The sequence below is a fragment of the Modestobacter sp. DSM 44400 genome (assembly GCF_900107175.1).
GTDB lineage: Bacteria > Actinomycetota > Actinomycetes > Mycobacteriales > Geodermatophilaceae > Modestobacter.
In genome coordinates, this window is record NZ_FNOZ01000002.1 from 82527 (window position 1) to 94639 (window position 12113).

Annotated in this window: 15 protein-coding genes; 3 read left to right on the forward strand and 12 right to left on the reverse strand. The window is 74.3% G+C overall.

What is annotated here, in order from left to right; genetic code table 11:
* The first annotated feature begins 4 nt into the window (after positions 1 to 4).
* Positions 5 to 427: a hypothetical protein gene (locus BLW04_RS02720; protein WP_091537054.1), complete on the forward strand. Its 423-nt coding sequence runs from the start codon at positions 5 to 7 to the stop codon at positions 425 to 427.
* A gap of 60 nt (positions 428 to 487) precedes the next feature.
* Here the strand turns inward: BLW04_RS02720 and BLW04_RS02725 are convergent, their stop codons facing one another.
* Positions 488 to 820, reverse strand: a complete 333-nt coding sequence (locus BLW04_RS02725) for a YnfA family protein (protein WP_091537056.1) — start codon at positions 818 to 820, stop codon at positions 488 to 490.
* A 70-nt stretch (positions 821 to 890) separates the two neighbouring features.
* Here BLW04_RS02725 and BLW04_RS02730 point away from each other — a divergent pair, with 70 nt between their 5' ends.
* Entirely contained in the window at positions 891 to 1706 is an 816-nt protein-coding gene (locus BLW04_RS02730) for a DUF998 domain-containing protein (protein WP_091537059.1), read from the forward strand.
* A gap of 15 nt (positions 1707 to 1721) precedes the next feature.
* On the opposite strand, the gene BLW04_RS27330 is transcribed toward BLW04_RS02730, so the two are convergent.
* The 3 genes from BLW04_RS27330 to BLW04_RS02745 form a co-directional block, all read right to left on the reverse strand.
* Positions 1722 to 1928 carry a hypothetical protein gene (locus tag BLW04_RS27330; protein ID WP_091537062.1) on the reverse strand — a complete coding sequence of 69 codons (207 nt, stop codon included), beginning with the start codon at positions 1926 to 1928 and terminating at the stop codon, positions 1722 to 1724.
* A gap of 94 nt (positions 1929 to 2022) precedes the next feature.
* Entirely contained in the window at positions 2023 to 2781 is a 759-nt protein-coding gene (locus tag BLW04_RS02740; protein WP_091537064.1) for an SDR family NAD(P)-dependent oxidoreductase, read from the reverse strand.
* Positions 2782 to 2809: 28 nt separating this feature from the next.
* On the reverse strand, positions 2810 to 4708 hold the full coding sequence (locus tag BLW04_RS02745) for a helix-turn-helix domain-containing protein (protein WP_254780983.1): 1899 nt from the start codon (positions 4706 to 4708) through the stop codon (positions 2810 to 2812).
* 237 nt (positions 4709 to 4945) lie between these two features.
* On the opposite strand from BLW04_RS02745, the gene BLW04_RS02750 reads away from it, so the two are divergent.
* The gene (locus BLW04_RS02750; RefSeq protein ID WP_091537069.1) at positions 4946 to 5950 is read left to right on the forward strand and encodes an oxamate carbamoyltransferase subunit AllH family protein; all 1005 of its coding nucleotides are present in this window, start codon (positions 4946 to 4948) and stop codon (positions 5948 to 5950) included.
* A 9-nt stretch (positions 5951 to 5959) separates the two neighbouring features.
* Here the strand turns inward: BLW04_RS02750 and BLW04_RS02755 are convergent, their stop codons facing one another.
* From BLW04_RS02755 to rpe, 8 genes are all read right to left on the reverse strand, one after another.
* Positions 5960 to 6367, reverse strand: a complete 408-nt coding sequence (locus BLW04_RS02755; RefSeq protein WP_217630809.1) for a RidA family protein — start codon at positions 6365 to 6367, stop codon at positions 5960 to 5962.
* A 166-nt stretch (positions 6368 to 6533) separates the two neighbouring features.
* The gene (hisG, locus tag BLW04_RS02760; protein ID WP_091537072.1) at positions 6534 to 7400 is read right to left on the reverse strand and encodes an ATP phosphoribosyltransferase; all 867 of its coding nucleotides are present in this window, start codon (positions 7398 to 7400) and stop codon (positions 6534 to 6536) included.
* 35 nt (positions 7401 to 7435) lie between these two features.
* On the reverse strand, positions 7436 to 7699 hold the full coding sequence (locus BLW04_RS02765) for a phosphoribosyl-ATP diphosphatase (RefSeq protein WP_091537075.1): 264 nt from the start codon (positions 7697 to 7699) through the stop codon (positions 7436 to 7438).
* The gene (gene ribH / locus BLW04_RS02770; RefSeq protein WP_091537078.1) at positions 7696 to 8226 is read right to left on the reverse strand and encodes a 6,7-dimethyl-8-ribityllumazine synthase; all 531 of its coding nucleotides are present in this window, start codon (positions 8224 to 8226) and stop codon (positions 7696 to 7698) included. Before ribH ends, BLW04_RS02765 begins: the two co-directional genes overlap by 4 nt.
* A gap of 73 nt (positions 8227 to 8299) precedes the next feature.
* Positions 8300 to 9583 carry a bifunctional 3,4-dihydroxy-2-butanone-4-phosphate synthase/GTP cyclohydrolase II gene (locus BLW04_RS02775; protein WP_091537081.1) on the reverse strand — a complete coding sequence of 428 codons (1284 nt, stop codon included), beginning with the start codon at positions 9581 to 9583 and terminating at the stop codon, positions 8300 to 8302.
* A complete protein-coding gene (locus tag BLW04_RS02780; RefSeq protein WP_091537084.1) occupies positions 9580 to 10197 on the reverse strand; it encodes a riboflavin synthase in 618 nt (205 codons plus the stop codon). Before BLW04_RS02780 ends, BLW04_RS02775 begins: the two co-directional genes overlap by 4 nt.
* Position 10198: 1 nt before the next feature.
* The gene (gene ribD, locus BLW04_RS02785; protein WP_091537086.1) at positions 10199 to 11272 is read right to left on the reverse strand and encodes a bifunctional diaminohydroxyphosphoribosylaminopyrimidine deaminase/5-amino-6-(5-phosphoribosylamino)uracil reductase RibD; all 1074 of its coding nucleotides are present in this window, start codon (positions 11270 to 11272) and stop codon (positions 10199 to 10201) included.
* The gene (rpe, locus tag BLW04_RS02790) at positions 11269 to 11937 is read right to left on the reverse strand and encodes a ribulose-phosphate 3-epimerase (RefSeq protein ID WP_254780984.1); all 669 of its coding nucleotides are present in this window, start codon (positions 11935 to 11937) and stop codon (positions 11269 to 11271) included. Before rpe ends, ribD begins: the two co-directional genes overlap by 4 nt.
* Positions 11938 to 12113 lie beyond the last annotated feature (176 nt).

Consider the following 12113-nt stretch of genomic DNA (forward strand, 5'->3'; position numbering starts at 1 on the left):
CGGAGTGACGAAGCTGACCCCCGCGGACGTCGCCTGCTGGGTGCTCAAGAGCAGCCGGCCGGCCGCCGCGCTGGTGCCGGCATGGGCGCCGGGCGCCGAGGCGGCGTTGACCCGGTGCGTGCGCCGCTCCTACCGGCTCGAGCTCATGACGCCCGGCCAGCCGTGCCTGCTGTGGGTCAGCGGCCGGGACGCCCCCGGCGTGCACGCCCTCGGCGCGCTGACCGGCCCGGTGACCGACCCGCCCGGCGGCCCCGAGGTGCCGGTGCGCTGGCGCCTGCTGACCGACCCGGTGCCGCGGGTGGAGCTGCTCGCCGATCCGGTCGCCCGGAAGGCGGAGGTGCTGCGGATGCCGGCCGGTAGCAACCCCTCGTGGCTGTCGGCGCCCCAGTACGCCGCCGTCCTCGCGCTCGCCGGACCCCAGGCATAGGAAGCTTTCCACCCACTTTTGCGGGCTCGAGCGGGCGTAGAGCTTCCTTTGCCTCGACGATCACGCGCCCCGCGGGGCGTACATCAGCAGCCCGACGCCGGCCAGGCAGACCAGCGCGCCGGCGACGTCCCAGCGGTCGGGACGGAACCCGTCGGCGACCGCCGCCCACACCAGCGACCCGGCGATGAAGACCCCGCCGTAGGCGGCGAGCACCCGGCCGAACGGGGCCCCGGTCTGCAGGGTCGCGACGGCGCCGTAGAGGCCGAGGGCCACCACACCGGCGCCCACCCAGACCCAGCCGCGGTGCTCGCGCAGGCCCTGCCAGACCAGCCAGGCACCGCCTATCTCCAGCACGGCGGCCAGCAGGAACAGCAGGATCGAGCGAATCGTCACGAGAGCACTCTGCCGTGTGCCCGGCCACTCCCCCGCCCCGGCACAGCGAGAGCTGGGACGATGACTCCTCGTGGACGAGCACCGGTATCGATGGGGCGGGCTGGCCTGGCTGCTCACCCTCCAGTTCTTCGTCGTCGAGGCGATCGCGGCGCTGCAGTACGGCAGCTACTCCTACTCGGTGGACGTGATCAGCGACCTCGGGACGGCGACCTCGCCGGCCGCCGGTCTGATGAACGCCTCGTTCATCGCCCAGGGCGTACTCATCGCCGCCGGGGCGCTGCTGCTGGGTCCGGGCCTGGCCGGCCTCGGCGGCCGCCTGGCCCGGGTGCTGCTGGTGGCCTCCGGCGCGGGCGTGCTGGCGGTGGGGCTGTTCCCCTCCGACGGCAACGCCACCGCCCACCAGGTCGGCGCCACGGTGCACTTCGTCGCCGGCGCCGTCGGGCTCATCGCGCTGGCCTACGCGGCCCGACCCCGCTCCGAGGGGCTCGGCACGACCCTGGCGGTGCTCGGCCTCATCGGCGTCGTCGGCACGGTGTTCTTCGGCTCCGCAGTGTTCCTCAGCCTTGGCGAGGGCGGCATGGAGCGCGTCGCCGGCTACGTGCAGCCGATCGGGCTGGCCATCGCCGGGGTCGCACTGTGGCGGCAGAAGGACGACTGGCTGGCGCTGACGAAGGCCGACGGGACGCCGACGCGCCGCCAGCTGCGCGAGGACGCCCGGTTGGCCCGCGCCCAGCAGGCCGTCGAGCGCGATGCCGCGCTCGAGGCGGCCGCGAGCCGCCGCGACCAGCAACCGGTCCCATCCCGGGCGACGGACGACGCGGATGCCGAGGCCGACGACGACTTCGACCCCGAGGACCCCTGGGCCCCCCGCCGCCGCAAGGACTGAGCACCGCCCCCGGCCTCAGGCCGCCGGGCCGGCCTCCTGGGAAAGCGGCACCGGCGCTGCTGTCGGGGTCCGCGGCCGCTCCCGGCGGCGGGACAGCGCGACGCCGGCCAGGCAGACCAGCCCACCGGCCACCGCGCGGACGCCGATGAACGCCGACGCCCAGGCCAGCACGGAGAAGACGACGGCCAGACCGGTGCGGCCCGGCGGCGGAGAGATGTGCACGCCGGGAACCCGTAGGCGAGTGTTTCCGGACGACGCACCGGGGCTGTCCGTCCAGCTGCGAGCAACGGCAGGGACGACGCGGTGCCGCCCCGGCTCAGCGCTCCTGGTCGGTGGGCCGCACCAGGATCTCGTTGACCGCCACGTGCGGCGGCTGGGTGACCAGGTAGAGCACCGCCCGGGCGATGTCCTCCGATTGCAGGGTGCGCATGCTCGCCGCGCTCTCGTGCGAGGCCTGCCTGGCGGCGGGCTGGGTGATGTGGCTGGACAGCTCCGTGGCCACTGCCCCGGGCTCGACCAGCCCGATCCGCACCCCGCGCCCGGTGACCTCCTGGCGCAGTGACTCGCTGAAGGCGTTCACCGCCCACTTGCTGGCGTTGTAGACCCCCGCGCCCTTGCGGGCGGTCCGCCCGGCGACGCTGGAGATGTTGACGACGTCGCCGGCCCCCTGCTCGACCATGCCCTCGATCGCCGCGGAGGTCATGTACATCAGGCCGAGCACGTTGGTGTGCAGCATCCGCCGCCAGTCCTCGGGATCCGCGCCGACGATCGTGCCCAGCAGCATCACCCCGGCGTTGTTGACCAGGACGTCGAGACCGCCGAGTTCCTCCCGGGTCCGGGCCACCGCCGTCGAGCACGCCTGCTCGTCGGTGACGTCGAGGTCGAGCTGCAACACCCGAGCCCCGCCGTCCCGGAGCTTCGTGGCGAGCGCATCGAGCCGGTCCTTCCGTCGGGCGCCGATCGCCACCGCGGCGCCGGCCTCGGCCAGCGCGAGTGCGGTCGCCTCGCCGATGCCGGACGATGCCCCGGTCACCAGGGCGACCTTGCCGCCCAGCGGGTGCGTGCTCTCGCTCATGCGTTCCTCCTCGACTGCACGGACCTGGTCAGACGAGCTGCTCGAGCCCGTCGTCGACGAGCGGGGTGGGCACGTGCTCCAGGGGCGGCCGGTGCGACTGGTCCAGCCCGCGCATCCGGGCGGCGTGCAGCGCCAACAGCAGGTTCAGCCGCAGCGTCGGGTCGGTGGTGAAGGGGCCCAGCAGCCGCTCGAGCTTCCCGATCCGGTACCGCATCGTGTTGTAGTGGAAGTGCAGCCGGCGGGCGGACTCCGCCACGTTGAGGTTGGTCTCCAGCAGCACCCGCAGGGTGTCGCGCAGATCGGTGGAGTCCGCGTCGCCGGAGTCGGCCAACGGGCCGAGCACCTCGTCGACGTAGGAGCGCAGTTCGTTGCTGTCGGGGATCAGCGACAGCAACCGGAAGACGCCCAGCTGGTCGAAGTGGGTCACCGCGTGCCCGCCGCGGATCTCCTGGCCGACCACCAGCGCGCGCTGCGCCTGCTGGTAGGCGTCCGACAACCCGGACAGCTCCTCGGCCGGCCGGCCGATCCCGGTGCCCAGCAGCCGGCCCACCCGGCGCAGCCGCCCGTTGACCCGCGCGGTGACGGCGGCCACCAGGGCGGAGAGCTCCTCCGGCGTCCGACCGTCCAGCGGCAGCACGGTGACGATCTCGGTGGCCAGCCCCGCAACCGCGGCACCGGAGACCTCGCTCTCGACCGCGGCCCGCCAGCCATCGGCCAACCGGTCCAGCACGTCGAGGGCGCGGGTCGGGTCGCCGCCGGAGTCGACCGTCTCGGTGGCGGTCACCAGGACGACGACGGGCCCGTCCAGCCGCCACCCGAACGACCGCGTGTAGGCCAGCACCCGCTCGGTGTGCCGCATCGAGCCACCGACCAGCCGGCGGACCAGATCGCCCTGGAAGCGCAGTTCGACCGAGTGCACGGCCTGGTGCCGGATCTCCGACAGCGCGGCGATGACCGCGGCCTGCTCGAGCACCACGCCGGCGCCGACCAACATCGGGCCGTGCCGGTTGACCGCGACCAGCCAGCCGTGCCGCTGGTCGCCGGCCATCACCGGGGCGACGGCGTACTCGCCGCGACCGCCGGGAAGCTCGTGGTGCCCGGGCACCAGGAGGATGCCGTCGGCCGGGGACAGGTCGGCGTCGGCGAGCACCTCGGCCGGGGTGACGACGCTCTGGTCGGCGCGGTTACCCGAGAGCCGGCGGGAGGGCGTCAGGTCGGCGAACGCGTCGTCGGCGGCGGCGTCGAGCAGCCACAACCAGTCGCGGATCTCCTCGACGTCCGCCGGTGGGCCGGCGCTGGTGGCGACCTCCCGATCGGGACCCAGACCGAGCACGGCGGCGCCGTCGAGGAAGGTCGACACCTGCCCGGTCACCTCGACCAGCCCACCGCCGGACAGCGCCACGTCGATGAACTGGTTGTGCATCCGGTTGGCCAGACTCAGCGCCTGGGTCTGCCGGGCGATGATGGCGCCGAGGACCTCGGCCACGACCTCGTCCAGCCGGGCCGTCGAGGGCAGTGCGATCACCGGGAACCCGCGCCGGTCGGCCTCCGCGAGGACCTCCATCGGGAGGTCCGGCGGCAGGTCGGCAGGCTCCTGACCAGGCCGGGCGCGGTAGGCCAGCGCCGCGCTGCCGCCGCGGTGCAACCGTTCCACCAGCGCCCGGGAGTGCGCCGCGTCGGCCGAGGGCAGCTGGCTGCCCAGCACGACGAGCACGTCGGGACCGGCGCCGGACAGCGGGTCGACCGGGTCGTCGACCACCACGTGCCGGACGACGCGGCGGGTACCGCTGGCCCCGCCGACCACCACGGTGCCGATCAACCCGGGCAGGGTGAGCACCTGCTCGACCGCCAGGCCCATGCTGTCCTGCAGCGCGCTTCGGTCGGCCGGTGGGACCTGCGACAGCACCGGCTCCATCGATGCAGGCACCGGACTTCGCGTAGCAATCCGGTCGCGGTATGGAGCGATGCTCACGGACGCCTCACGCTCAGTCACTCTACGTTCCCCCAAGTGCCCCGTTCGGGACATCGTCGACGCGATTCTGTCAGACATCCCTAGACGGGAGAAGTCAGCGTTGGCGAGAATCGCCATACAGACGCGGACGACGCGCCATCTAGGTTCGGAGTCCGGCGCTGTGTCCGGGGCGGATGGTAAGTGGAGGCACGCATGCGCACCATCGACGAGAGCACCAGCGGGCAGGGCCGGGCCGACCAGCAGGTGGCCCGTGGCGGGCGCGCAGCGCGGGCCGGCGTCCCTACGATCTTGCTGTCCGGTGCGCCCGCCACCGCAGAGGTCAGCGCCGGCGCCCGCGGGCCGGCCGGCGCCGTCCCGACCCAGGCCAGCACCGGGGTGGCCGAGCTGCTGCGCGGACCGGTGCGCGAGGCGCGGGTGCTGCTGTCGGTGCCCGCCGCCGTCTACCTCACCGTGCAGACCCCGCAGGGCACCGACGTGGTCGGCGTCCTCACCTCCGACGCCGCCCGGCTGCCGCTGGGTTGCGTGCTCTTCCGCCCGGCCAACGGCCGCCCCCTGGTGTCGGTGCCCAGCGGTGCACGCGCCCTGGTCGGCGGCGGCCGGGTCACCGTGGGCGACCTGACCGTGAGCGCGGCGGCCTGGTGGGACCCTCGGCCCAAACTACCCACGGCACACCCCGCATTGCTGCCCGAGGGCGTCCGCCAGCTGCGGTCCGCCGTCTACGGCGAGGGCGTGCCGCACAGCGCCTTCGCCCTGCCCGGCCTGCCCAGCGGGCCCAGCGGGCCGCTGGCCGCGCTGCGCGGCGCCGTCCGCCGGGCCGACCTGGACGCGGCCCTGCGCACCGCGACCCGACTGATCGGCCTGGGCCCCGGGCTCACCCCGGCAGGCGACGACGTGCTGGCCGGCACCACCGCCGGCCTGGTGCTGCTCGGCCACCCGGCCGCGGAACGGTTCGCGCTCGGCGTGACCTCGCTGGCCGCCGGCCGCACCACCGAGCTGTCCCGGGCCCTGCTCCGCCACGCGGCCGCCGGGCGGGTCAGTGGCGAGTTCGCCGCGGTGCTCCGCGGGCTGGTCGGCGACGGCGCGCTTGCCCCGGCGATCCGCGCGCTGCTGGCCACCGGCTCCACCAGCGGGCGCGCCCTGGCCCTGGGCCTGTGCACCGCCATCGACCTGGTCGACCGGACCACCCGCCCGCGCTGACCAGCGGGCTCAACGCAGCGCGGCGACCGCCTGTACCTCCACCAGTTGGTCGGGGTAGCCGAGCACTGTGACGCCGAGCAGGGTGCTGGGAGCGTCGTGGTCGGCGAAGACGCGGCGCACGACGTCCCAGGCGGCGACCAGGTCCCGGCGGTCGGCGCTGGCGACGTACACCGTCGTGGCGAGCACGTCGGCCAGCCCGGCGCCGCCGGCGGCCAGCGCCGTCGTCAGGTTGGCCATCACCTGCTCCGCCTGCGCCGCGACGTTCCCGGGTGCAACCGTGCGCCCCGCCTCGTCGAGCGGGCACGCCCCCGCGGTCACCACGAGCCGCGCACCCGCGGCCGCTCCGGCGGCGTAGGCGTAGGGCACCTGGTCGGTCAGGGCGGGGGCACGGATCAGCTCGACGGCTCGGTCGGTCACCCGTCCAGGCTGTCAGTCAGTTGCGCGGGCGTCAGTTCACCGGGCCGGGCAGCAGCGGGCCGAGAGCATCCCACTGGCCGGTGCGGCAGGCATCGGTCCGGAACAGCTGCAGGTCCACGGCCCTGCCGTGCCACCGGCCGGTCACCCGCGCAGTCTGCGGCCCTGGTCAGATGCGGCAGGCGTGGATGCTGGTCACGAGGATCGCTCGGGCGCCGAGGTCCCACAGCTCGTCCATCAGCCGGTTGGTCTCGTCCTGGCGGACCATCGCCCGGACGGCGGACCAGCCCTCGGTGTGCAGCGGGCTGATCGTCGGGCCCTCGAGCCCCGGGGTGATCGCCGTCGCCCGCTGCAGCAGATCGTTGGGGCAGTCGTAGTCCAGCAGCACGTACCGCCGGGCCACCAGCACCCCGCGCAGGCGCCGCATCAACTGCGCCACCGCCGGGTCCTCCTCCGCGCCGGCCCGGCGCACCAGGATCGCCTCGCTGGCGAGCACCGGCGCACCGATCATCCGCAGCCCGGCCGCCCGCAGCGTCGTCCCGGTCTCGACCACGTCGCACACGGCGTCGGCGACACCCAGCCGGCAGGCGGTCTCCACCGCGCCGTCGAGCTTGACCACGCCGGCCTTGATGCCGGCCTCGTCCAGGTAGCGCTGCAGGAGGCCCGGGTAGGCGGTGGCAATGCGGGTGCCGGCCAGCTGCTCGAGCCCCTCGATCGAGGAGTCGACCGGGCTGGCGAACCGGAAGGACGACCGGCCGAAGCCCAGCTGCATGACCTCGGCCGCGGCGGGGCCCTCACCGTCGGACGGCGTGGTCTCCAGCAACATGTCCCGGCCGGTGATGCCGACGTCCAGCGTGCCGGCGGCGACGTAGACGGCGATGTCCCGCGGCCGCAGATAGAAGAACTCCGTGTCGCTGTCGGGGTCGTAGACCGCGAGGTCCTTGGTGCTGCGGCGCTGCCGGTAGCCGCTCTCGGCCAGCATGGCGGCGGCCGGCTCGCTAAGGACGCCCTTGTTCGGGACGGCGACGCGCAGCACTGGACAGCTCCTCGGGACAGGCGGGGTGGGGCGGATCAGAGGTGAGCGTAGACGTCGTCCAGGCTCAGTCCCCGGGCCAGCATGAGCACCTGCACCCGGTAGAGCAGCTGGCTGATCTCCTCGGCGGTGCGCTGCTCGCCCTCGTGTTCGGCGGCCATCCAGGACTCCGCCGCCTCCTCGACCACCTTCTTGCCCGCAGCGTGCACGCCGTCCCGGACGGCGTTGACCGTTCCGGACGTCGGGTCGCCGGCGGCCACCTTCTCGGTCAGTTCGGCGAACAGCTGGTCGAACGTCTTCACGCGCCGGACTCCCGGGCGTCGGCCGGGACGGCGGTGAAGCCGGTGGTGCCCCGCGGCGCCCGCAGCTGGCGCAGCACCAGGGCGGTGGCCAGAGCTGCGGCCGTGGCCTCCCAGCCCTTGTCCTCGGCCGAGTCGTCCATGCCGGCACGGTCGCGGGCCTGCTGCTCGCCCTCGGTGGTCAGCACGCCATTGCCCACCGGCGTGCCGGCGTCCAGCGAGACCCGGGTGAGGCCGGCGGTGACCGAGTCGCAGACGTACTCGAAGTGCGGCGTGCCGCCGCGGACGACGACGCCGAGGGCGACCACTGCGTCATGGGTCGCGGCCAGCGCCTGGGCGACCACTGGCAGCTCGATCGCACCGGGCACCCGGACGACGGTCGGCGACTGCACGCCTGAGGCCTCGGCACAGGCGACCGCACGGGCCAGCAGCGAGTCGGTGATGTCGGCGTGCCAGCTGGCGGCCACGATGCCCAGGGTCAGGCCCGCGGCGTCCACCGGCTCCAGGTGCGGAGCCCCTCCCCCACTCATGAGTTCTCCTCGCTGGCGCCCGTCGATCGCATTCGTGCCACTGCTGTGCACCTGGAAGAGCTCGCAAGCCCGCTCATACGGGCTGCTCGTCGTGCCGCACGGGGATGTCGCTGGGCGGGACGGCGAGGGCGCCGTCCGGCTCGATGATCTCCAAGAGGTGCCCCATCCGATCGCGCTTGGTGCGCAGGTAGCCGACGTTCTCCGCGGTGACGTGCGTCGGCAGGGAGACCCTGCCGGTGATCTTCAGACCGTAGCCCTCCAGCCCGGCGCGCTTGGCCGGGTTGTTGGTGAGCAGACGCATGGTGCGCACGCCCAGGTCGACCAGGATCTGCGCACCGGTCCCGTAGTCGCGGGCGTCGGCGGGCAGGCCGAGGTCGAGGTTGGCGTCGACGGTGTCCGCGCCGCTGTCCTGCAGCTGGTAGGCCTGCAGCTTGTGCAGCAGGCCGATTCCGCGGCCCTCGTGGCCACGGATATAGAGCACCACGCCCCGGCCCTCCCGGGCCACCGCGACCAGCGCGGCCTCCAGCTGCGGTCCGCAGTCGCAGCGCAGCGAGCCGAAGACGTCGCCGGTCAGGCACTCGGAGTGCACGCGGACCAGCACGTCGTCGCCGTCGCCGAGGTCGCCGTAGACGAAGGCGACGTGCTCGCGGTCGTCGTAGGAGCTGCGATAGCCGACCGCGGTGAACTCACCGGGCCGCAGCGGCACCCGGGCCTCGGCGACCCGCTCGACCAGCTTGTCGAAGCGCTTGCGGTAGGCGATCAGGTCGGCGATGGCAATCATCACCAGGTCGTGCTCGTCGGCGAAGACGCGCAGCTCGTCACCGCGGGCCATGCCGGTGGGGTCCTTCTCGCTGACGACCTCGCACAGCGTCCCGGACGGACGCAGCCCGGCCAGCACGGCCAGGTCGACGGCGGCCTCGGTGTGGCCGGGGCGGCGCAGCACGCCGCCATCCTTGGCCCGCAGCGGGACGATGTGCCCGGGCCGGGCGAGGTCGGCGGAGTTCGACTCGGCCGAGGCCAGGGTGCGGATGGTGGTCGCCCGATCCGAGGCGGAGATGCCGGTGGTCACGCCCTCGCGGGCGTCGACGGTCACGGTGTACGCCGTGCCGCGGCGGTCCTGGTTGACCCGGAACATCGGGGGCAGGTCCAGCCGGTCGGCGTCGTCCTCGGTGACCGCGACGCAGATGTAGCCCGAGGTGTATCGGACCATGAAGGCGACCATGTCGGGCGTGGCGAGCTCGGAGGCAAAGATGAGGTCGCCCTCGTTCTCCCGGTCCTCGTCGTCGATCACCACGACCGCACGGCCGTCCTTGATCGCGGCGATCGCGCTCTCGATCGTGTCCAGCTGCCAGCTCACCGGCGTGCTCCCAACAGTCGTTCGACGTACTTGGCGATGACGTCCACCTCCAGGTTGACCAGGTCCCCGGGGGCGCGCTCACCCAGGGTGGTCTCCCGCAGGGTCGTCGGGATGAGGCTGACCTCGAACCAGGGCTCGGGGTGGTCGGCCAGCGCGCTGACGGTCAGCGAGACGCCGTCCACGGTGATCGAGCCCTTCTCCACCACGTAGCGGGCCAAATCGGCCGGAACGGCGATGCGCACGACCTCCCACTGCTGGCCCGGGGTGCGGGAGACCACGGTGCCGACCCCGTCGACGTGGCCCTGCACGATGTGCCCGCCGAGCCGGGTGGTCGCGGTGACGGCGCGCTCGAGGTTGACCCGGTCACCGCTGCCGGTCGAGCCCAGGCTGCTGCGGCGCAGCGTCTCGGCCATCACGTCGGTGCTCCAGACGGCGGTGCCGGCGTCGTCCGGCTCGACGCCGGTTACGGTCAGGCAGACGCCGTTGACCGAGATCGAGTCACCCTGCGCCACGCCCTCCAGGACCCTGCGTGCGCGGATGCTCAGCACGGCGCTGTCGGCGGCGTCCTTCCGGGCGACCAGGGTGCCGACCTCCTCCACGATGCCGGTGAACACGTCAGCTCCCTCCTCCGGTCGGGTCCGCTCCCGCGGTACCGGCACCAGTGTGCCGGGTGGGCCGCAGTCGGACCTGCACGTCCCCGCCCATCAAGGTGACGTCGAGGAACTGCAGGTGCAGCGCCGCGCTCATCGTGGAGATTCCCAAGTCACCGACCATGGCCGGACCGCCCCCCAGTAGCTGCGGCGCCAGGTGCACGACCGCCTCGTCGACGAGCCCGGCGGCCAGGAAGGCCGCCGCCAGGGTCGGGCCGCCCTCGAGCAGGACCCGGCGGACGTTCCGGTCGAACAGCTCGGCCAGCAGGGCGGCGGGCGTACCCGCCCGGCTGACGTGGGTGGGCGCGGCATCGTCCAACACCCGGGCGGTGGCCGGCAGCCGGCCGCGGCGGTCGACGACGACGCGCAGCGGCTGGGCCTCGGCCGGGCGGCCCCCGGCGTCGCGCACGGTCAGCTGGGGGTCGTCGGCCAGCGCCGTTCCGGAGCCGACGACGACCGCGTCGCAGGTGGCCCGCAGCCGGTGCACCTCGGCGCGCGCGACCGGTCCGGTGATCCAGCGGCTGGTGCCGTCGACGGCGGCGACCCGGCCGTCCAGCGTGGTCGCCACCTTCCACACGACCTGTGGGCGGCGCTCGCGGACGCCGGTGAGCCAGGCGCCGAGCGCGCCCGCCTCGGCGGCGGACTGCTCGACCCCGAGTTCGACGTCCACCCCGCCGGCGCGCAGGCGGGCGGCGCCCCCGCCGGCCAGTTGGGTGGGCTCGCGGACGGCGACGACGACCCGGGCGACCCCGGCGGCGAGCAGCGCGTCGGCGCACGGCCCCGTGCGGCCGGTGTGCGCGCAGGGCTCCAGGGTGACCACCGCGGTGCCCCCGCGGGCGCGGTCGCCGGCCTGGCCCAGGGCGTGCACCTCGGCGTGCGGACCGCCGGGCGGGGAGGTCGCCCCCTCTCCCAAGACCGTGCCGGCGCTGTCCAGGACGACGGCACCCACGGCCGGGTTGGGGCTGGTGGTGCCCAGCACCCGCAGGCCCAGCTCGCGGGCGCGGGCCATCGCGGCCCGCTCGGCGGACGTGACCGTCATCCGCGCGCTGCGGCGGCCTGCGCGCGCAGGCCGGCGATCGCGGCCGCGGGGTCGGCGGCGCCGTAGACGGCCGACCCGGCGACGAAGACGTCCGCCCCGGCCTCGGCGGCCTCGGCGATGGTGTCGGCGTTGATCCCGCCGTCGACCTCCAGGAACAGCTGCAGGTGACCGGTCGCCACCAGCCGGCGGGCCTCCCGGACCTTGGGCAGCACCTCGGGCATGAAGGACTGGCCACCGAAGCCGGGCTCGACGGTCATGACCAGCAGGGTGTCGAAGTCGGTCAGGACGTCGAGGTAGGCATCCAGGGGGGTGCCCGGCTTGATTGCCAGCCCGGCCAGGGCGCCGGCGGCCTGGAGGTCCCGCGCGACGGCGCGGGGGTCGGGGCAGGCCTCGGCGTGCACGGTGACGTTGCGGGCACCGGCCTCGGCGTAGCCCGGCGCCCAGCGCTCCGGGTCCTCGATCATCAGGTGGCAGTCCAGCGGGATCGGGCTGACCGCCTGGATCGCCTGGACCACGGGCAGGCCGAGGGTCAGGTTCGGCACGAAGTGCGCGTCCATCACGTCGACGTGCAGCCAGTCGGCCGTCGCGACCCGTTGCACCTCGTCGGCGAGGCGGGCGAAGTCCGCGGACAGCAGGCTGGGCGCGATCATCGGTTGCCGGGACACCCGGTGATCGTAGGTGGGGCGCCGGGCATCCCCGCCGGGTCACTCCCCGGTACGGCGGACCACCGCCGTCAGCGACGCCCGCCTGACCGGCAGGTCCCGGCTGGAGAACGGTTCCGCGGAACCGTCGACGAGCCTGCCCATGACGGCGGCTCCGCGGGACTGCGTTCCCGCGGGAC

Excerpts from the sequence above, each read along its gene's own strand:
- BLW04_RS02750 (WP_091537069.1), top strand. The coding sequence starts at position 4,946 with ATGCGCACCATCGACGAGAGCACCAGCGGGCAGGGCCGGGCCGACCAG.
- BLW04_RS02740 (WP_091537064.1), bottom strand. The coding sequence starts at position 2,781 with ATGAGCGAGAGCACGCACCCGCTGGGCGGCAAGGTCGCCCTGGTGACC.
- ribD (WP_091537086.1), bottom strand. The coding sequence starts at position 11,272 with ATGACGGTCACGTCCGCCGAGCGGGCCGCGATGGCCCGCGCCCGCGAG.
- ribH (WP_091537078.1), bottom strand. The coding sequence starts at position 8,226 with ATGAGTGGGGGAGGGGCTCCGCACCTGGAGCCGGTGGACGCCGCGGGC.